At 66.5% G+C, this 20,098-nt stretch carries 17 protein-coding genes; 10 read left to right on the top strand and 7 right to left on the bottom strand.

The annotated features are described in order from the left end of the window. Positions 1 to 264: 264 nt before the first annotated feature. On the top strand, positions 265 to 822 hold the full coding sequence (locus BP68_RS13770; RefSeq protein WP_496372688.1) for a phasin family protein: 558 nt from the start codon (positions 265 to 267) through the stop codon (positions 820 to 822). A 312-nt stretch (positions 823 to 1,134) separates the two neighbouring features. Here BP68_RS13770 and BP68_RS13765 read toward each other — a convergent pair whose 3' ends face one another. Then, positions 1,135 to 1,488, bottom strand: a complete 354-nt coding sequence (locus BP68_RS13765) for a hypothetical protein (protein ID WP_496372686.1) — start codon at positions 1,486 to 1,488, stop codon at positions 1,135 to 1,137. A gap of 253 nt (positions 1,489 to 1,741) precedes the next feature. On the opposite strand from BP68_RS13765, the gene BP68_RS13760 reads away from it, so the two are divergent. Further along, entirely contained in the window at positions 1,742 to 3,562 is a 1,821-nt protein-coding gene (locus BP68_RS13760; RefSeq protein WP_496372684.1) for a glutamine--tRNA ligase/YqeY domain fusion protein, read from the top strand. 61 nt (positions 3,563 to 3,623) lie between these two features. On the opposite strand, the gene BP68_RS13755 is transcribed toward BP68_RS13760, so the two are convergent. From BP68_RS13755 to BP68_RS13745, 3 genes are all read right to left on the bottom strand, one after another. Continuing rightward, positions 3,624 to 4,034 (bottom strand): GNAT family N-acetyltransferase, encoded by a 411-nt coding sequence (locus BP68_RS13755; RefSeq protein ID WP_496372750.1) that lies wholly within the window; start codon positions 4,032 to 4,034, stop codon positions 3,624 to 3,626. 210 nt (positions 4,035 to 4,244) lie between these two features. Then, a complete protein-coding gene (locus tag BP68_RS13750) occupies positions 4,245 to 4,691 on the bottom strand; it encodes a PTS sugar transporter subunit IIA (RefSeq protein WP_496372682.1) in 447 nt (148 codons plus the stop codon). A 103-nt stretch (positions 4,692 to 4,794) separates the two neighbouring features. Beyond that, a complete protein-coding gene (locus BP68_RS13745) occupies positions 4,795 to 5,496 on the bottom strand; it encodes a TorF family putative porin (protein WP_496372680.1) in 702 nt (233 codons plus the stop codon). Between the two features lie 350 nt (positions 5,497 to 5,846). Here BP68_RS13745 and BP68_RS13740 point away from each other — a divergent pair, with 350 nt between their 5' ends. The 3 genes from BP68_RS13740 to BP68_RS13730 all read left to right on the top strand — a co-directional run bounded on the left by BP68_RS13740 (position 5,847) and on the right by BP68_RS13730 (position 9,014). After that, positions 5,847 to 6,311 carry a GNAT family N-acetyltransferase gene (locus BP68_RS13740; RefSeq protein WP_496372678.1) on the top strand — a complete coding sequence of 155 codons (465 nt, stop codon included), beginning with the start codon at positions 5,847 to 5,849 and terminating at the stop codon, positions 6,309 to 6,311. A 36-nt stretch (positions 6,312 to 6,347) separates the two neighbouring features. Beyond that, entirely contained in the window at positions 6,348 to 8,054 is a 1,707-nt protein-coding gene (locus BP68_RS13735; RefSeq protein ID WP_496372676.1) for a RimK family ATP-grasp domain-containing protein, read from the top strand. A 123-nt stretch (positions 8,055 to 8,177) separates the two neighbouring features. Further along, on the top strand, positions 8,178 to 9,014 hold the full coding sequence (locus tag BP68_RS13730) for a DUF4377 domain-containing protein (RefSeq protein WP_496372674.1): 837 nt from the start codon (positions 8,178 to 8,180) through the stop codon (positions 9,012 to 9,014). Between the two features lie 120 nt (positions 9,015 to 9,134). Here BP68_RS13730 and BP68_RS13725 read toward each other — a convergent pair whose 3' ends face one another. Next, complete coding sequence (locus BP68_RS13725; protein ID WP_496372672.1) at positions 9,135 to 10,538, bottom strand: aspartate ammonia-lyase; 1,404 nt, start codon at positions 10,536 to 10,538, stop codon at positions 9,135 to 9,137. 428 nt (positions 10,539 to 10,966) lie between these two features. Here BP68_RS13725 and BP68_RS13720 point away from each other — a divergent pair, with 428 nt between their 5' ends. From BP68_RS13720 to BP68_RS13710, 3 genes are all read left to right on the top strand, one after another. Next, a complete protein-coding gene (locus BP68_RS13720; RefSeq protein WP_496372670.1) occupies positions 10,967 to 11,851 on the top strand; it encodes a peptidoglycan DD-metalloendopeptidase family protein in 885 nt (294 codons plus the stop codon). Continuing rightward, entirely contained in the window at positions 11,848 to 12,504 is a 657-nt protein-coding gene (locus BP68_RS13715; protein WP_496372668.1) for a pseudouridine synthase, read from the top strand. The genes BP68_RS13720 and BP68_RS13715 overlap by 4 nt, the downstream gene beginning before the upstream one ends. A gap of 99 nt (positions 12,505 to 12,603) precedes the next feature. After that, positions 12,604 to 13,632 (top strand): tetratricopeptide repeat protein, encoded by a 1,029-nt coding sequence (locus BP68_RS13710; RefSeq protein ID WP_496372666.1) that lies wholly within the window; start codon positions 12,604 to 12,606, stop codon positions 13,630 to 13,632. A gap of 12 nt (positions 13,633 to 13,644) precedes the next feature. Here the strand turns inward: BP68_RS13710 and BP68_RS13705 are convergent, their stop codons facing one another. Next, positions 13,645 to 14,322 carry a hypothetical protein gene (locus tag BP68_RS13705; protein WP_496372664.1) on the bottom strand — a complete coding sequence of 226 codons (678 nt, stop codon included), beginning with the start codon at positions 14,320 to 14,322 and terminating at the stop codon, positions 13,645 to 13,647. Positions 14,323 to 14,416: 94 nt separating this feature from the next. Further along, positions 14,417 to 15,307 (bottom strand): EamA family transporter RarD, encoded by an 891-nt coding sequence (gene rarD, locus BP68_RS13700; protein WP_496372662.1) that lies wholly within the window; start codon positions 15,305 to 15,307, stop codon positions 14,417 to 14,419. A gap of 121 nt (positions 15,308 to 15,428) precedes the next feature. On the opposite strand from rarD, the gene BP68_RS13695 reads away from it, so the two are divergent. After that, complete coding sequence (locus BP68_RS13695; RefSeq protein ID WP_496372660.1) at positions 15,429 to 17,012, top strand: winged helix-turn-helix domain-containing protein; 1,584 nt, start codon at positions 15,429 to 15,431, stop codon at positions 17,010 to 17,012. A gap of 136 nt (positions 17,013 to 17,148) precedes the next feature. Further along, positions 17,149 to 19,842: a choice-of-anchor Q domain-containing protein gene (locus BP68_RS13690; protein ID WP_496372658.1), complete on the top strand. Its 2,694-nt coding sequence runs from the start codon at positions 17,149 to 17,151 to the stop codon at positions 19,840 to 19,842. Positions 19,843 to 20,098 lie beyond the last annotated feature (256 nt).

Raw genomic sequence — 20,098 nt, 5'->3', positions numbered from 1 at the left:
TGCCAGCGCAGACCTGCGCGCATGAAGGCCAGGCGCACGCCATCCTCGCCACGCCCTGCCCAAGGCCTTCGCCCATGGCGGCCATCCGTAACCAATGGAACATTGGGGTAGCGACTCTAAAAATGCTGCAATGCAACAAAAACGCTTGCATCCATGGGCAGGACTCATAGAATTCGACTCATGCTGCACTGCAACATGACGAGAGAGGTCAGTCAGGGCAGAGGTCTCAACCCGCCCCGCAAGGGCTTTATTTGGAGATATGACATGTCCCTGACCCCTGAACAAATCCTCGCCGCCCACAAGGCCAACATCGAAACCCTGTTCGGCCTCACGAACAAGGCCTTCGAAGGCGTGGAAAAGATCGTCGAACTGAATGTGACGGCCTCCCGCGCCGCTCTGTCGGAAGTCGCCAGCCACACCCAGGCCGTGTTGTCCGTCAAGGACGCACAGGAACTGCTGACGCTGCAAGCCAGCCTGTTCCAGCCCCTGGCCGAAAAGACCTTGGCCTACAGCCGCCACCTGTACGAGATCGCCTCGGGCACCGGCGCCGAGTTTGGCAAGGCCGCCGAAGCCCAGGCTGCCGAAGTGCAGCGCAACTTCAGCAACTTGGTGGACACCGCCGCCAAGAATGCTCCCGCAGGTTCTGAGACCACAGTGGCCGTGTTCAAGAGCGCCGTTTCTGCCGCCAACAACGCCTTCGAATCCGTGCAAAAGGCCGTGAAGCAAGCCAGCGACGCCGCTGAAGCCAACTTCAACGCCGTGGCCAGCTCGGCCGCCAACGCCGCCAAAACGGCTGCCGCCGCCGCTCCCCGCAAGCGCTGATGCCCTTTCGGCTGGCACCGTAGGTAGGTGTCAGCACAAACTAGGGTTTCCACTTATAATTTGAACCTCTGCCTTGTTCTCGAGAAGACAGCAAGGCACTCCAGTTGTCTCCTTGGATCCTCTCGAAACTCCGCGTTTCATGGATCCCTTCAAAGCCCAGTCCCAGACTGGGCTTTTTTTTGACTGCGGCGCAGTAATTACATGCTGCGCACCCCGGTCTGCCCTCGCCCTGGAACTCAGCCCCTGGAGTTTCTGCCAAGGCTCATATCCCCGGCTGCATTGCCCCGAGGGGCTGCTGCGGGCCGGGAAACGTCAGCGCCAATCGCGGTGGTGACCGCGATGACCACGATGATGGTGCCCATGCCCGCGGTAGTAACCCCAGGGAGGCGGGGCCACGACCACCGGAGGCGCGTAGTACACGGGCCGCGGTGCGCGGTACACCGGCGGTGCGTAGTACACCGGCGGGGGCGGTGCGTAATACACCGGCGGCGGGGGCGCGTAGTACATGGGAGCGGCATTGCCCACCCCCACAGCCACACCGGGAGCACCCACTCCGACGGACCAATACACATCACTGCGCGCCTGCGCGGCACCGGTGCCCGCCAACAGGGCCAGTGCCACGCCAGCCATGGCGGCAGCGGCAAACCAAGAGCGATGTTGGGTCATGAAAATCTCCTTTGACTGCGGGCCAGCCCATCTGCCCCTGCGGATGGCGCTCCCGCTGATACTGGGCACGACGGTGCCACGCCCTTAACGCACCAGACAGGCGAAAGGATGGCATGAACATGCGTTCATGTTGTTTCTGGAAGTACCGCGCGTCGTGTCAATGCGTAACCCGTGGCATTCACAAGCCCCCGCTGACGGGGCTTCCGGCGCCCGCCCCGGAAATGCCCGGCGGGCGCGGCCTAAAATCACCGACATGAGCACCCCTGCCCACCACGACACCCCTTCAGACGCTGTCAAACCCAGCAACTTCCTGCGCCAGATCATCGAGGCCGACCTGGCACAAGGCACCCATGCACGCAACCAATGGGCAGGCAGCCCTGGCGATGCGGCGCACCAGGCTGCAGGTACGCAAGACCCTGCCAAGATCCGCACCCGCTTTCCGCCCGAGCCCAACGGCTACCTGCATGTGGGCCATGCCAAGAGCATCTGCCTGAACTTCGGACTGGCGCGCGACTACGCAGGCGTGTGCCATCTGCGCTTCGACGACACCAACCCGGAGAAGGAAGACCAGGAGTACGTGGACAGCATCATCGACGCCGTTCACTGGCTGGGCTTCGACTGGAAGGATCCGGACGGCCACGAGAACCTGTACTACGCCAGCAACTACTTCGGCTTCATGTACCGCGCTGCCGAGTACCTCATCGAGTCCGGCAACGCCTACGTGGACGAGCAGACTCCCGAGGAAATGCGCGCCAACCGCGGCGACTTCGGCAAGCCCGGCGTGGACAGCCCATACCGCAGCCGCACCCCGGCCGAGAACCTGGCGCGCTTTCGCGAGATGAAGGACGGCAAGCTGCCCGACGGCGCAGCCGTTCTGCGCGCCAAGATCGACATGGCCAGCCCCAACATCAATCTACGCGACCCGGCCATCTACCGCATCAAACACGCGGAGCACCACAACACCGGCAACCAGTGGTGCGTCTACCCCATGTACACCTTCGCGCACCCGATCGAGGACGCGCTGGAGTGCATCACCCACAGCATCTGCACGCTGGAATTCGAGGACCAGCGCCCGTTCTACGACTGGCTGCTGGACCACCTGGCCGCCGGCGGCCTGATCGCCAAGCCCCAGCCCCGTCAGTACGAGTTCGCACGCCTGAATCTCACCTATGTGATCACCAGCAAGCGCAAGCTCAAGCACCTGGTGGACAACGGCATCGTGAGCGGCTGGGACGACCCACGCATGCCCACCATCGTGGGCCTGCGCCGGCGCGGCTACACCCCAGCGTCCATCCAGATGTTCTGCGAGCGCATCGGCGTGACCAAGGATTACAGCTGGATCGACTACGGCACGCTGGAGGGCTGCCTGCGCGAAGACCTGGAGGCCAAGGCCCACCGCGCCATGGTGGTGCTCGACCCGCTCAAGCTGGAGCTGACCAACTGGGCCGAGGTGTTCGGCAGCGCCGGCCACCTGGAGGCCTGCAGCCTGCCCGCCCTGCCGCACGGGCAAGGCGTGCCCGCCGAAGAAGCAGCGGTGCCCGAGCGCCATTTCACCCTGGGCCGCGAGGTGTGGATCGAGCGCGAGGACTTCGCCGAAGTGCCGCCCAAGGGCTACAAGCGGCTGTTCCCCGGCAACAAGGTGCGCCTCAAGGGCGGCTACGTGATCGAATGCACGGGCTGCGAAAAGGATGCCGACGGCAACGTGACCAAGGTGCTGGCCACCGTGGTGGCGGATACCAAGAGCGGCACGCCCGGCGCCGACAGCGTGAAGGTCAAGGCGGCCATCACCTGGGTCGGCGTGCAGGACGGCGTGCAGGCCGAAGTTCGCCTGTACGACCGCTTGTTCACCGACGCGCAGCCCGACGCTGGCGGCAAGGACTTCCTGACGCTGCTCAACCCCGACAGCCTGAAGGTGGTGACCGCCTTCGTGGAGCCCTCGCTGGGCGCGGCCCAGCCGGACGACAAGTTCCAGTTCGAGCGCTTCGGCTACTTCGTGGCCGACCGCAAAGACCACACAGCCACCCGCCCCGTTTTCAACAAGATCACCGGGCTGAAGGACAACTGGGCCAAGTAAGGGCCGCAGCCAAAACCGAAAGCAAAAGGCTGCCCGCGGGCAGCCTTTTTCATTGCACGATTCAGATTTGCCTCGACAAGATAATGAGCGGCAAGCCAGGAATATAGTCTGGAATGCAGTGCATTACCCTGTACCCTCGCGCAATATAGATATGTGCCGTCTTCAAGGAAAGTGACTCGATGCGGCATTGAAGGCACCCCTGACCTGCGGCAGCATCTTCGGCCATCTTCAGCAGATGAGAGCCTATGCCATGGCAACGATGACTCTCGTCAACCCATAGATAATCAACATACAGGCAGCGCAACTCCACATGACCACAGATACCGCCTATGAGCGCTCCATCGCAGCGTGCGCCAAAGCCGATTGATCTAGGCGCACCAGCCCCAATGGAGGCGCGATCATGCAAAATGACCTTATGGATAAGGCTATCCTTTTCACCCACACCCAGCCGATTCGAGTAATCTATTTGCATATTTTTCACATCAACCCTTAACAACATAGCAGCAAGATCAACGGAAATTTCGACTCATAATCCATCCAGAAAAAATAGGACGGCTGACAAATAATCAAACCTCTGGTAGTTGCATTTGCATATCCCGCCAGCCGTCCCAAACAGAGGTCACTTACCCCCAGAACCCCGCAGCACCAATTCAGAGAATCAGACCAAGCCCAATTAATGAGTTCAATTCTTAAATAACTGCCTCACCTCATATGGACTCTGGCAAATGTGCAACGCCCTTCTGAATTCATCATCCGAGAAAAGCGCTACGACATGGGCCAGAACATCCAGATGCTCTTGCACTGCAGGCGCGGGGACCAGCAACACGACGACGTCGGAGATCGGCCGGCCATCCGCCGCATACGATGCCATTGGTGGCACAGGCCGCACGTAGAGCATCCGAATTTCATTGAGCCCGATCACCCGTGCATGGGGAATGGCCACGCCACAGCCCAAAGCGGTCGACGCGGCGAGTTCCCGCCGCTGCAAAGCGGCTGCGACGGATTCGCCGGGGATGCCATGGACCTTCTCCATATGGCGCCCGATGGCCTCGAACAGGACTTTCTTGTTCCCGGCCTCCATATGGAGAAGAATGTCTTCGGTCGCAAGATAAGCATTCAGCGGACTCATACGCCCCCTCTCTGACCGCACAGCAGCTTTCATTTGTTGAGAACCTCTCAGATCGATTGAGGGATCCAATCTCCAGCCGCATGTGCGATTCAATGAGCAGCCGTCAGAAAGACGCCTGCAGCGCAAACTCGACGCGCGAGCCTGCCATTTCTGGAAACAACCGCTTGGCCGCGGAATCCGTTCCATGCAGCGTCAGCCTCACCTCGAAAGGTGCCTGGAAGGCCCACACCGCACCGATGGAGCCATGCGTGTAGCTGTCCGCATAGGCGCTGTCGAGGAAATAGCGTGCCAGCGTGCCCTCCACTCGCCACTTGTCGTTGAGCGGATAGCGCGCACCCAGCAGCGCATAAGTGCCCGCCGTCTTGCTGGCCATCGCGTTGCTGGAGTGGCCGACCGACAGCCAGTAGTTGTCGCGCCAGGTCACTGCAGCATTGACCTCATTCCAGTTCAGCGGGACATCCGAGGCGGGGTATTGGTAGCGCAGGTAATAGACATCGAGTGCCCAGTCCTGCGCCAGCTTGCCGTTCCAGCCCAGCGCAATGTCGAACTCGCTGCTGGCGCCATTGTCTGGCTTGAACTTGACGTTGGAGCCCCAGACCGAGGCATAGAGACCAGAGCCGTGGGCGTACTTGAGCCCCCCCTGAACCGCCGGCTTCTCCCGGGTCTGCGATGAGCCACGCCAAACGTAGTCGGACGTCAAACTGCCATTGCCTGTCAGTTGCGCCACAGCCATGGAAGGCAGCATCGACAGAATGACGCCGCCAAGCGCCGCTGCGTAGCCGAGAGAGATAGAGGTCTTGTACATATCTGGTTTTATCGATCGGCAAAATTGCCATCCGCCAGTATTTATAGACCTCGTATAAATTTTTTGTTTAAAAACACCCTATCTGCATCAATTTTTCGCAACCTCACAATTTCCCATATGGAAAATTGACGAAAAATTTACAACCCGAATAGACATTCCATGTATTGTCACCCCATCTATTTCTACAGAAAAATGGGAATGTCACAGGTATTTCAGGACATCACTTTCATCGCGATAGTCGTTATAGGTCTTGTTTGCGTCTTCAGGGCAACAGTCCTGGCATCGGAGTGGCTGGGGAGCCACTTTCTCAACGACAAAACATCGCACAACGAACCAGGCCCGACCAGGAAATGAAAGAATTTGATGTCCGATGGGCCTTACAAACAGATGTTGCGGATATTTTTGCCCTGGAGCAAGAGGCCTTTGCAACGGATCGAATCAGCCTGCGCAGCTGGCGCAGGTTGATGGACAGCGCATCTGCCGCAGTAATCGTCGCCACCTCCGGCAATCAGATCATCGGGTCAGCCGTCATTCTCTCCCGCAAGAAATCTCTTGTGTCCCGTATCTACTCGATCGCTGTCAAGGCAGGTTTTCAAAGGGCTGGCGTTGGGCGATGCTTGATCACCCACGCCTGCCTGATCGCGCACAGGCGCAGGCATCGCGAAGTCCGGCTTGAGAGTCGCATCAACAACCTGAAGGCCCATGGGCTCTTTCACTCCCTGGGATTTATTCCATGGGGCAACCCCGTCAACGGCTATTACGCGGATGGCAGCGCCGCATGCCGTTTCCGGCTCACGCTGCCAACCGCCGCATAGACCTCCACCGGCATTTCCCCTGGGCTGAGCTTGAACATGGATTTTGATGAGCTTCGCCACCCCGTCATTGAAAAGCAGCATGAATCCATACCGATTCATGGGTGCGCACAGGAGAGTTTCTTGAATTCAGACCACCTCATCATCGTGGAAAAACCCGCGGACTTCCGCTGGAGCATCCCGGACATCGAAGTCATCACTGCAGAGCAATATCTTGCAGATGGCCCGCGAATACGAAGTCGTCCACGCAAAGTCATCAATTTGTGCCGCAGCTACAGCTACTTGAGCGTGGGGTACTACTGCTCGCTTCTGGCGGAGGCTCGTGGCGACCGGGTGACGCCCAGCGTTGAAACAATCCTCGAACTGGCACGGCGCAAGCCACAGGCCGCCATGCTGCCGACGCTCGGCGCGCTTGTCGGCCCCCTGAAGGACGTGCCGCGCTCTGTACGCAGCCTGACGCTGCATGTGTTCTTCGGCGAAATCGAGGACCCGCAGCTGGCCACGCTGGCGCGCAAGAGCTTCGAGATGTTCCATTGCCCCCTGCTAGAGATCTCGGTCGAGCGTGCGGGCAAATCCCATGTGTGGGAGGTATCGGCCGTGCATCCCCTGAAGCCGGCCGATGTCAGCCCGGAGCAGGACCAAGTCCTGCTGCGTGGCCTGGCGCGATTCACGCGGCGTGCCTGGAATCCCGCTCCGCGCCCCCGCACCTACCGAATGGCACTCGCCATCCTGCACGACCCCAAGGACCCTCTGCCGCCTTCCAGCCTGAAGACGTTGGACACCATTGCAGCAATGGGCGAGGCGATGGACATCTCGGTGGAATTGATCGAGAAGAAAGACCTGTCCCGATTGACGCAGTTCGATGCGCTCTTCATTCGGGAGACCACGGCGGTATCGCACCACACCTTTGATTTCGCCCGCAAGGCCGAGCTGGCCGGCATGCCGGTCATCGATGATCCGGCCTCCATCTTGCGCTGCGCGAACAAGGCCTACCTGGCCGAACTGCTCAAGGGCAACGACATCGCCACGCCCAAGACCTTTCTGATCAGCAAGCACAGCCTGAGCAGCATGGCCATGCTGCTGCCCTATCCCGTGGTGCTCAAGGTGCCCGATGGCGCCTTCAGTCGCAGCGTGAAGAAGGCGGACGATGCGGTCCAGCTGCACGACATCGCCCGCGAAATGCTGAAGGAGTCCGATGTCATCCTTGCCCAGGAGTTCATGTACACGGCATTTGACTGGCGCATCGGCGTGCTGGATGGGGCGCCCCTGTTTGCCGCCCGCTACCACATGTGCAAGGACCACTGGCAAATCATCAAACACGCAGGAGACGGGCGATTCCAGGAAGGGCGGGTGGAGTCCGTCCCGTTGAACGACGTCCCGGCTTCCGTGCTGGCGCTGGCCTGCGCATCGGCGAAGCTGATCGGCGATGGCCTCTACGGGATAGACATCAAATCCCACGCCGGGCAAGCGTTCGTGATCGAAGTCAACGACAACCCGAACATCGACGTCGGCATGGAAGACGCCCACGAGGGCAGCGAGATCTACCGGAAGATATTGCTGCACCTGCTGCGGCGCTTCGAGCAGCGGCACAGCATTCCAACGCAGGGCCACAGTGCCGTGGCGCCATCGGTGGCGCATGCATCACGCCAGGAGGCTCGCCACTCCTCCCCCAAGGTCCCGGCCAAGGCTGGCGCGCCCAGCCATCCAGGCGTGGCCGCGGAAATGGGGAACAGTCGCCTCCATTGAGGGTCACATGGAAACCCAGCGTGCTCCGCAACCGGCCCGCCGTCATTGGCGAACTTGTATGACACGCGCCGCGAGCGGACCGCGTTATGGTCGACGCATTCAACACCTCAAAGGAAAGCCTACATGCGACTGCATCGCACACGCCTTGCCACACTGCCAGCCCTGGCCGCCCTTGCCCTGGTGGCCGCCTGCGGCCAGGTACCCACCTCCGCGCCCGCCACCACGCCCTCGTCCCCGCCCGCAGCCGCCATGACACCAAACACCCCCGCACCGCTGCTGACAGCCTATTTCTGGGACCTGACGGCCATGCATGACGCCAGCGGCCGGCCACAGGCCACCGGGCTGCGGCCCGACCAGCCCGCGCCCCGCCTGCAATTCGAGGGCTCGCACCTGTCCCTGCAGCGGCTGTGCAACACGCTGGGCGGCGGCTACCGCGTGGACGGCGAGCGCCTGCAGGTGCAGGGCGTGATGTCCACCAAGCGCGCCTGCGTGGACCAGGCCTTGATGGCGCTGGAAAGCCGCATGGGCGCGCAGCTGCCGCAGGTGCAAAGCCATGCGCTGCGCCCCGCGCAGGCCGGCGGCGCGCCCACGCTGTCGCTGCTGTTCGCCGATGGCAGCCGCTGGGAATTCACCGGCACGCCGACGCCCGCCACGCGCTACGGCTCGGCCGGCGAACGCATGTTCCTGGAGGTGGCGCCCCAGCGCGTGCCCTGCAACCACCCGCTGATGCGCGATGCCCAGTGCCTGCAGGTGCGCGATGTGCGCTTCGGCGACAACGGCGTGAAGCAGTCCGTGGGCGAATGGCGCATCTTTCAGGGCGGGATCGATGGCTACACGCATGAGCCGGGCATCCGCAACGTGCTGCGCATCCAGCGCTACCACCGCCAGAACGTGCCGGCCGACGCTTCGGCCTATGCCTATGTGCTGGACATGGTGGTGGAGTCCGAGCGCGTGCGCTGACCCGCTGCCCGGGCCCGCCTCCAGCAAAAAAGCCGGTGCGATCGCACCGGCTTTTTTCATATCAAATCAACGTGTAGCGCCCGACCATAAAGCGCAAGCAGCTACACAATCGATAGCAAATTACATACCTGCCTTGATGGCGCCCGCCTGCGTGAGGCGCTCGGCCACCAGCAGCGACTGCATCTCGGCCTGGGTCATGATGCCCAGGTCCTCGGCCACCACGGCAATCGGCCTGCCCGTGGCGATGGCCGACTTGGCGATCGAGGCCGCCTTCTCGTAGCCGATCAGCGGGTTGAGCGCCGTCACCAGCGTCACCGACTCGGCGATGCGCTCGCCCAGCAGCGCCTGGTTGGCCTCGATGCCCTCCACGCAGTTCACCTGCAGCGTGTGGCAGGCCTTGGCCAGGTGGTGCAGGCTCTTGTGCAGCGCCCAGCCCATCAGCGGCTCGAAGGCGTTGAGCTGCAGCTGGCCGGCCTCTGCCGCCATGGTGATGGCGACGTCGTTACCGATCACCTCAAAGCACACCTGGTTCATCACCTCGGGAATCACGGGATTCACCTTGCCCGGCATGATGGACGAGCCCGCCTGGCGCGCCGGCAGCTTGATGTCGCCCACGCCGGCCTGCGGGCCGGAGGACAGCAGGCGCAGGTCGTTGCTGATCTTGGAGAGCTTGGCCGCGATGCGCTTGAGCACGCCCGAGATGTCCACGAAGGCGCCCGTGTCCGAGGTGGCGGCGATCAGGTTGGCGGCGGCCGTCACCGGCACGCCCGAGAGTTCGGCCAGCTTGGGCACGATCACGTCCACATAGCCCACGGGCGCGTTGATGCCGGTGCCGATGGCGGTGCCGCCCATGTTCACCTCGGTCATCAGGTAGGCGGATTCGCGCAGGCGGCGCTCGTCGTCCGCAATCATGGCGGCGAAGGCGGCGAACTCCTGGCCCAGCGTCATGGGCACGGCGTCCTGCAGCTGGGTGCGGCCGATCTTCAGGATGTCCTTGAATTCCTCGGCCTTGGCCTCGAACGCACCGCGCAGGGCCGACAGGGCCTTGAGCAGCGTCTCGATGCCGAAATAGGTGGCGATCTTCAGCGCCGTGGGGTAGGCATCGTTGGTGCTTTGCGATGCGTTGACGTGATCGTTCGGGTGGATCACGTCGTAGCGGCCCTTGGGCAATCCCAGGTGCTCCAGGGCACGGTTGGCGATCACCTCGTTGGCGTTCATGTTCGTGGAAGTACCGGCGCCGCCCTGGATCACGTCCACGACGAACTGGTCGTGCAACTGGCCGGCGATCAGGTCGTCGCAGGCCTGGGCAATGGCGTGGGCTTGGGTTTCGTTGATCGCGCCCAGCTGCAGATTGGCGTGGGCGGCGGCCTTCTTGACGAAGGCGAAGGCCCGGATCAACTCGGGCATGTGGGCCACGGCGTGGCCCGTGATGGGAAAGTTCTCTACGGCACGAGCGGTGTGGACACCCCAGTACGCGTCCGGAGGAATGGTCTTGATGCCGATGAAGTCATGTTCTTGACGCATGGTCGATCTGTTGTCTAGTGGGTTGAAAAAGCAAGCGAATGGAAAGGCCCAGCCCCGAGCGACGGCGCCGCCTGGGATGCAGGTGGCGCTCGGGCAAAGGAGAGTCCGACGGGGGTGCCTCGGTGCCGCCGGGCCCGCCTTGTGGGCGGCGCCGTTGCGGGGCCAAAAGTGGCAATGCCCCAACCGCCGATGCGCACCGCCAGGTGCCGCGCCGCCGCTCAGGGCATTGGGTGCGGATTATGACCCAATGCGCGCGCCGCGCATGGAAGCCATAGCTTCTTGCATAACCCTGCCCACACGGCAGGCAGGCGGACAGCCGGCCCGGCGGGCAGAGGGACGGGCAGATGGGCGGGCCGCGCCACCCTGGCCGCCACCCTAGCTGCGGTATGGCCGGGCCGCGGCGCTCTACACTGCCAGCCGTGTCCTCCATGCCCCCCCTCCCCCCTTTCTTCCCCCTGCCCGGCGTGCGGCGCCGCACGCTGCTGCAGGGCCTGGGCCTGTCGCTGCTGCCCGCCGTGCCGGCGCTGGCCCGTCCCCTTGAGCCCGACGTCTGGCCCCAGGCGCTGCAGGTGCCCGGCGGCGTGGCCCGGCTGCCCCTGGGCCCCGCACCCGCGCGACCCGTGGTGCACGCCGGCGACGTGCCCGTGCTGGTGCTCGGCGACATGATCGAATGGACGGCCCTCGTCGGCATACCGCTGGCCGCGCCCCTGGGCGAGGCCCATGTGGCGGTGCAGGCCACGGCCGAAGCGCCGGCGCGCCGCGTGGCCTACCGCGTGGCGGCCAAGCAGTACCGCGAGCAGCGCCTGCGCGTCGCGCCGCGCACCGTGGACCTGTCGCCCGACGACCTGGCCCGCCACGAACGCGAACGCGCCCACCAGCAGCAGGTGATGGCCACCTTCTCCACGCCGCTGCCCGCCGCCCACGACCTGCGCATGCGCCAGCCCGTGCCCGGCCGGCGCTCCAGCAGCTTCGGCCTGCGCCGCGTGTTCAACGGCCAGGCGCGCAACCCGCACAGCGGCATGGACATCGCGGCCGCCACCGGCACGCCCATCGTGGCGCCGCTGCCGGGCCGGGTGATCGACGTGGGCGACTATTTCTTCAACGGCGGCACCGTCTGGCTGGACCATGGCGGCGGCCTGCTCACCCTGTACTGCCACCTGAGCAGCATGGACTGCCAGGTGGGCGACACCCTGGCCGCCGGCCAGGCGTTTAGCAAGGTGGGCGCCACGGGCCGCGTGACCGGCCCGCACCTGCACTGGGGCGTGATGCTCAACCGCACCATGGTCGACCCCGCCCTGTTCCTGCCCGCATGAGCGCGCCGCCCACCCCGCCCCGCCTGCGCATCACGCTGCGCAGGCCCGCCAGTGCGGCCGCGCCCCGGCCCCAGCCCGTTCCCGCCGCGCGGCTGCTGCGCTTCAACAAGCCCTACGGCGTGCTGAGCCAGTTCACCCCCGAGGGCCGCTGGCGCGGGCTCAAGGACTTCATCGACGTGCCCGGCGTCTACGTGGCCGGGCGGCTGGACGCCGACAGCGAGGGCCTGCTGCTGCTCACCGACGACGGCGCCCTGCAGGCGCGCATCAGCGACCCGCGCCACAAGATGGAGAAGACCTACTGGGTGCAGGTGGAGGGCATCCCCGACGACGCGGCCCTGGCCGCCCTGCAGCGCGGCGTTCAGCTGAACGACGGCCCCACCCTGCCCGCGCGCGTGCGCCGGCTGGAGCCCCCGCCCGCCCTGTGGGAGCGCGACCCGCCCATCCGCGTGCGCCAGCACATTCCCGACAGCTGGATCGAGCTCATCATCCGCGAGGGCCGCAACCGCCAGGTGCGCCGCATGACGGCCGCCGTGGGCCACCCCACGCTGCGCCTGATCCGTGCGGCCATCGGCCCCTACACGCTGGACGGGCTGGCGCCCGGCACCTGGGTGGAATCCGCCGCGCCGCAACCGCACTATCAAAAGAAGAGCTGATTGCGCTTGCCTGGCGGGCGCTACAGCCTGTTTTTGCCATCAACGCCGCACGCCACCGCCCAGCGGCGACAATCGCCCGCCGGAGGACAGCACCACACCATGACCCGCAATACCCCCGGCGACAAGCTCTCGCTCGCGCCCCTCGAACCCACGGCGCCCGCCGCCGCAGAGCCGGCCCCTGCGGCCCCGGCCCGCACCTGCCCGCGCTGCCACTACACGCGCCAGCCCACCGACACCGCCCCCGCCTGGCAATGCCCGCGCTGCGAGGTGGTCTACGACAAGGCCCAGCCGCGCAGCCGCGTGCCCGATGACGACGACGAGGACGACGACCGCCCCGCGCCGCGCCGCACGCGCAAGAGCGACGGCCCGCCCTGGACGCTGATGGCCCTGGGCGGCGGTGTGCTGCTGGCCGCCGCGCTGCTCGCCTGGAAGTGGAACGACGGCCGCGCCCGCGCCGAACAGCAGGCCGCACGCGCCGCCAGCGACGCCCGCGCGGCCGAGGTGAGCCAGGCACGCGTGGGCCAGGAGGCGCGCACGCGCATCGACGCGCTGGAGCGCCAGTGGCGCATGGGCGAAGGCGCCCAGGCCCTGCCCGCGGTGCGCCAGCTGGCGAACCAGGGCGAGCCGCGCGCCATGGTGCTGCTGGCCTCCATGCTGCTGGGCGGCAGCGCCTACCGCGACGCCATCGGCCAGCCCCTGGACCCGGCCGAGGCGCGGCAGTGGCTGGAGCGCGCCGCCGGCCTGGGCGACGCCACGGCCGCCGTGCGCCTGGGCGGGCTCTACGAGCGCGGCGAGCACATGGCGCGCCAGCCCTCGCTGGCCGAGAACTGGTACCTGCGCGCCGCACGCCAGGGCGACGCGGCGGGCCTGTTCAGCCTGGGCATGCTGTATGCCCGCGGCGCCGACCCGGTGAGCCAGCGTCCCATTCCCGCCTGGATGCTGCTCACGCTGGCCGAGCGCGCCTCCCGCGCCGCGCCCGATCGCGACGAGCTGCTGCCCGAGCAGCACCGCCCGTCCAGCGCCCGTGCCGGCCTGACCCGCCTGAGGGAAAAAATGCAGCCCAGCGACATCGCCGAGGCCGAGCGCCTGGCCGACGCCTGGAAGCCCGGCCAGCCGCTGGGGCTGTAACGGCGCCGCCGGCTAACGCCGGCGCCACCACCACACCAGCCCCAGGAACACCACGCCCGTGAGCAATGGCACGGCGGACATGAGCAGCTCCACGAAGGAGTTGCGGCGCATGCCGGACCAGACCTCCAGCCGCACGCCGTCCATGCGCAGATTGCTGGCGCCCGCGAACTCCAGCACCGGCGCGAGCTTGCGGTCTTCCTTGAAGCTCACCGGCCCGGCTGCGCCGGCCAGCTGCAGCACCCGGCCGGCGCGCGTGTCCTTCGGGAAGGACGCGCCCTGCACCATGGCCAGCCGCGTGCCGTTGTCGATGGCCCAGCCGGCCATCCAGCGCGTCAGGCCCTCGCCGTCGGCCGGCGGTACGCCCTCGACGCGCACCACCAGCGTGTAGGGGTTGCCGCTGGCGGGCAGGTCCAGCTCGCGCGGCGCCACCCAGGCCACGGTGTCCGAGAAGAAGCCATTGGGCTTGTGCCCCGCCGTCTTGTCCTGGTGCTGCGCGAACCGGGCCAGGGCCTCGGCATCCAGTTCGAACGAATCCACCAGGCGCTTGCCCCAGGCCTGCTGCGCACCACCCGCCGCCGTGGCGGCCGGCAGCGCCAGCAGGCAGGCGGCGGCCGCGGCGCACACCATGGCGGCCCCGGGCCACCGGGAATGCGGGCACCGGGCCGGCGTGGGAGCGGAGATGTCTTGCATAAGGGGGGTCTTGTCTGCGTTGCCGGTCGGGCCGGATTGAAAAATTCTATAGCACCTTACGCTTGCCACATGGGCCTCAGAGGCCAATCTGGCATCAATCTTCGCGCGGCGGCGCGGGGCGGCGCAGGCGCAGCGCGCCATCCATCACCAGCACGCCCACGGCGGCGAAGATGGGGCCGTAGGTCGGCCACTGCGCGGCGCCGATGCTCTCGCCCAGCGCCAGCGCCACCAGCGCCAGCAGCACGGGCTCCACATAGCTCAGCAGGCCGAACAGGCCCAGCGGCAGCAGGCGGCTGGCGGCCATGTAGAGCGCCAGCGCCACCGCGCTCACCACGCCCAGCACCGGCACCAGGGCCCACAGGTGCCTGTGCTCGACCACCAGCGCCACCGACGAGGGCGCGCGCAGCACGAACCACAGCGCGGCCGGCATCAGCAGCAGCATGTCCAGCCAGTGCCCGCCCAGGTGGTCGGTGCGCATGCGCCGGCGCGCCACGAAGTACACCGTGTAGCCCAGTGAGACCAGCCACACCTCCCACGACAAGCCGCCCGCGCGCACCACCTCGTGCGCCACGCCGGCCGCGGCCAGCGCTGTGGCCAGCCACTGCAGGGGCGTGAGCCGCTCGCGGTACAGCAGGCGCCCGGTCAGAACCATCACCAGGGGCAGCAGAAAGTAGCCCAGCGACACCGGCAGCGCGCGCCCGTGCAGCGGCGCCCACAGAAAGATCCACAGCTGCACCCCCAGCATGGCCGCGCTGCCCAGCAGGCCCAGGGCCAGCAGCGGCTGGCGCCGCACGCGCCGCACCAGCGCCGCCACCCGCTCCCACTGCCCCATCGCCAGCAGCAGCGCCGTGGTGAAGGGCAGCGTGCACAGCACGCGCCAGCCGAAGATCTGCTCGCCGTCGAGCGGCGCCAGCGCGGGCGCCAGGTAGTACATGGCGCCGAACAGAAAGGACGCGACGACGGACGCGACAAAGCCTTGGATCACGATACAGGTGGGCAGGAAGAAGACGGTAAGTGCGCGATTGTCGCCCCCCTATCATCCGGTCTCGTGCACAAGAACCATCAAAACAGCGCACATCCCTCACCCCCTCACCGAAAGCACTGCCATGCCACAGCAGTTCCACGACTGGATTTTTTGCGATGACCTGCACACAGCCCGCTCAGGCACCGGTGAGGAAGTGCGCTTCACCCGCCAGGAGCGCGCCATGCTGGCCGAACTGCTCGCCCGGCCCGGGACCATCGTCACACGCCAACGCCTGCTTGACGCACTGCCCCGCCAGGACGGCAAACACATCGACGGCAGCGAGCGCCAGGTGGACTACCTCGTCACCCGCCTGCGCCGCCACCTGGGCGACAGCGCGCGCAACCCGCGCTTCATCGCCACGGAATACGGCAGCGGCTACCGCTGGATCGCCCCACAGCCCATGCCGCCTCCCTTGCCGGAAGGCACCTTCCTCGCCATCCAGCCGCTGCACCGCCACCTGCCCCCCGCCGCCGATGCGCTGGCGCAGGCACTGAACCAGGCTCTGGGCGACCGCATCCGCCCCCCCGACGGCGCGCTGCGCGGCACCGCCATCGCCCCTCCGCCCCCCTGGCAGCCCGATCCCGGCAGTGCCTGCGCCTTCGTACTCGAAATCAGCGCATGGGCAGACAACACCCTCCTGCACGCCGCCCTGCTGCTGCGCGACGCGCGCACCCGCCAGCCGCTGCACCCGCTGCGCGTCACCCACCCGCTGGCCCATGGCCACGGTCAACTGGCCGCGCAGGGCAACGCGGGGGCCATCGCCGACGCGCTGCTGCCGCGCATCTGGGCGCATCAGGCGCTGCAACCGGGCGAGGCCCCAACCGATCTGCCGCTGGAAATGCGCCTGCACGAAGCCACGCGCCTCTTCGGCGAGCCACTGGCCACCTGGCGCGAATCGCTCGCCTACGCCGAAACGCTGGACCAAGGCACCCACCAGCCTGCCATACGCGACATCGCCCGCGCCATGGCGCTGCTCACGCGCATCATCCTGCAGTCGCCGCGCACGCAATGCCTCAGCCCGCAGGAATGGGACGCGCACGAGGCCGAGATCGAACAGCTCATCCTCCCCCATCTGCCCGCCATCCAGGGCCAACCGCTGCTGGAGCTGGCCGCCGCGCGGCTGCTCAACACCCTGGGCGGGCGCCATGCGCACACCGCCTTCGCGCTGGCCCGCAGCGGCTTTGCCGGCACCACCGCCTTCGCCGCCGCCTGGCCCACTCTGGCGCAATGCCATGTGCACGCGGGCGACTTCAGCACCGCCCACGCGCTGTACGAGCGCAGCCTGGAGCTGGCCGAGCCCGGCTCGCAGTTCCACATCTACCTGCTCACCCTGCGTTGCCTGGCCTGCCTGGGCAGCGACGACCGCGAGGCGCTCGCCCGCTGCCGCGCCGACCTGTTCGCGGCGCACCCGCCCGCGCGGCAGGACATGGGTTTTCTGCTGCACAGCCCCGACCCCGAGCTGCCGCCCGACGTCGCCGCCGTCCTGCCCATGCTGCCCGAGGCCGTGCTGCGCCCCATGGTCTACCTGGTGCAGCGCAGGGCGCGCGGCCTGTTTGCCTCCCCCGAACACCAGGCCAACCTGCTGCGCGGCTTTGCCACCCATCTGGTACGGCACGCGGGGCCGTCCGTGCTGGACGACGACCTGCGGGCGCTGGCCGGGGCTTGATTCCCAACAATTTCCCAACAATGTTTTCCCACAATCTGCGGCACCGCCAGGATTGAGCACCGAATCAGCCTAAAGCGCTTGAATGGCAAGCGCTAGAAGCTACAAAAATCATAGCAGGCGGAGAGGAGACTCCGCCATGCCCCCATCCATTCACCTGCGTACCCTGGCCCTGGCCGCTGCATCGGCCTGTCCGGCCTTGGCTGCGTGGGCCCTTCCCTGCGACTCCACACGCACCTTGCACGTCAGCCCGCAGGGCGGCACCAGCACCACGGCGGGAAGCAGTTGGAGCGACCCGGCCTCGCTGCAGCACGCACTGGGCCAGGCCAATGGTGGCGCACTGTCCCAGTGCTACGACATCCGGCTGATGCAGGGCCATTACACGCCCACGGCGAATGCCAGCGACCGCGCCGCGCGTTTTGCCATCAACCGCCCGCTGCTGCTGCGCGGCGGCTACACCGGCAACGGCGACGAGCGCGTGGCAGGCGCCAGCAAAACCGTGCTGTCGGGCGACATCGGCGGCGATGACGCCAACAAGACGCCCGAAGGCATCACCCCCACAGCCACCGACATCGCCGGCCAGAACAGCCACCATGTGGTGGTCATCGGCGGGCTGAGCCCCACCCTGGGCAGCGGCCCCTTCCAAGCCACACCGGGCGATGCGACCTACACCCTGATCGAGCGACTGACCATCACTGGCGGCCGGGCCGAGACCTCGGCCGGCGCTGCATTTCCCTCCGGCTATGGCGGCGGCCTGGTGTGCAATGGATTGGGTCAAAGCTGCAGCCCGCAGCTGGACGATGTGCAGTTCATGGGCAACCATGCCGCCCTGGATGGGGGAGCCCTGATCAGCTGGGGCCAAGGCCAGCCGACCATCGTCCGCAGCACGTTCAGCGGCAACATGGCCCAGCGCGGCGGCGCCATCGCCGGCATCGGCATGGGCGAAGTCAACGCACCGCAGATCAGCGCCTCGCGGTTCACAAACAACCACACCATCAATGGCCAGGGCGATGGTGGAGCCATCTACCTCCTGGCCACCGGGGTGGCGAGCAGCCCCAGCATCACCGACACCCTGCTCCAGGGCAACACGGCGCGACGCGGCGGGGCCGTCTTCAATGAAAGCGCCGCCAGTGGCACGTTGAGCCCGAACTTCGACGGCAACACCTTCAACGCGAACAGCACGGGCACCAGGAGCTGGAACCTCAGCACCCCGTACCAGGGCGGTGCCATGGCCAACCTGGCACGAGGCAGCGGCAGCGTGGTCAAGCCGGCCATCACCAACAGCACCTTTGCCGACAACAGCGCCCAACAGTATGGCGGCGCGATCTACAACCAGGTGCTGCTCGGCGCACAGGTGCTTCCAGTCATCGTCCACAGCACACTCTGGAACAACAAGGCCGCTCTGGGGCAGGCAATCCTCAACCAGGCCACCAATGGCGCCATTGAGGTCAACGTGTCGGGCAGCATCCTGCGGGGCGAAGAAACCCAACTCTCTCAGACCAGCGCCGCGCCAGCCAGTGGAAGCGCCATCACCAAGGTCGGGCACAGCATCATCGTGCCCGGTGGCCATGTCGGCCAGGACAACCTCAACGCCGCCCCCCAGCTCGGCCCGCTGCAAGACAACGGCGGCCCCACGCCCACCCAACTGCCCGGCGCCAACAGCCCGGCCATCGACGCGGTGGACTGCACGGCTGGCATCGGCAACGACCAGCGCGATGTGCCACGCCCGCAGGGCGGACGCTGCGACATGGGCGCGGCAGAGCGGCAGCCCGCCCACCTGCTGACTCTGCAGGTGACGGGGAACGGCATCATCACCGGCAGCCCCAACCTGTCGTGTGGCAATGGCAACACCGGCCTGTGTACTGCGGACTACATGCCAGCCAACCCGCCCCAGGTCGTGGCACTGACTGCCGTGCCCGGCCCAGACCAGCAAGTCACCTGGAGCGGCGACTGCACCGAGGACGCCAGCGACCCGCTGCGGGCTTTCGCGACCATGGATGCCGCCAAGACCTGCCGGGCCAGCTTCGCGCCTGCCACTTACGCCATCGGCGGCACGGTCAGCCACCTGATCGGACCAGGCCTCGCGCTGCACAACAACGGCGAGACCCTGCCCATCTCCGCCAGCGGCAACTTCAGTTTCGCCACGCACGTCGCTCGCGGCGGCAGCTACGACGTGAGCGTCCATGCCCAGCCGCTCGGCCAGCGCTGCACCATCGCCAACGCCAGCGGCAGCCAGGTGACGGCTGCGGTGAACAACGTGCAAGTGGACTGCGCACCGCATTTCGAAGGCACGACCCTGCCCACCAACGGCCCTGGCGGCACGGGCAGTGCCAGCTTCACCGGCGGCGGCCCCAACTGCCGCTTCGACCTGGCCCCAACCCGCTTTGAGGCCGCGCCCACCCAGCCGCCCCTAGGGCAGGAGCTGCCTCAGGGCATGTTCCGCTTCAAGCTGGTGGGCTGCACCCCGGGCAGCGCGGTGCGCATGGCGGTGAACTGGCCCGCGCCGGTGCACGGCTACCTCAAGCACGGCAGGGACAGCCGCACGGCCACCCAAGACCGCTACTACGCCTTCGTACCCGAGCACCAACTCGCCATCAGCGGCAACACCGTCCACTTCACCGTGAAGGATGGCGCGCTGGGGGATGACGATTGGAGCGAGAACGGCGAAATCACCGACCCCGCCGGCCCCACGGTGCGGGCCGCCATGCCCATCGGAGCACACGCCATTCCTGCGCTCTCGGCCGGCGCGCTGGCCCTGCTGGGGCTTCTCGCGGCATGCCTGGGCGGTGCGGTGCTGCGCGGGCGGCACGCTTCTAGTTTGAAGCTTTTTTGACGTGCAAGCTCACACGAAAAGCGCGGAAAGCTATCAAAAGATGAGCGATATGGATCCCAAGTACCCAGCCCCCTGCGCGCCCTGGCCTGCATAACCCGCCCCTGCCGGCTGGGCCTGGCAAGGCCTTGGATCACGGGAGGTACGGAGAGGGGGGAAGAAAGACCGGCGGCGCCGCGCGCCTACGCTGCTCCCGCAGTTATGCCCACAGCCTGTGGGCGGTCCTGTGGACAACCGCCGGGACAACCCTGCGCAACCC

The sequence above is a fragment of the Diaphorobacter oryzae DSM 22780 genome (assembly GCF_059568935.1).
This window is presented reverse-complemented; position numbering and strand designations above follow the sequence as displayed.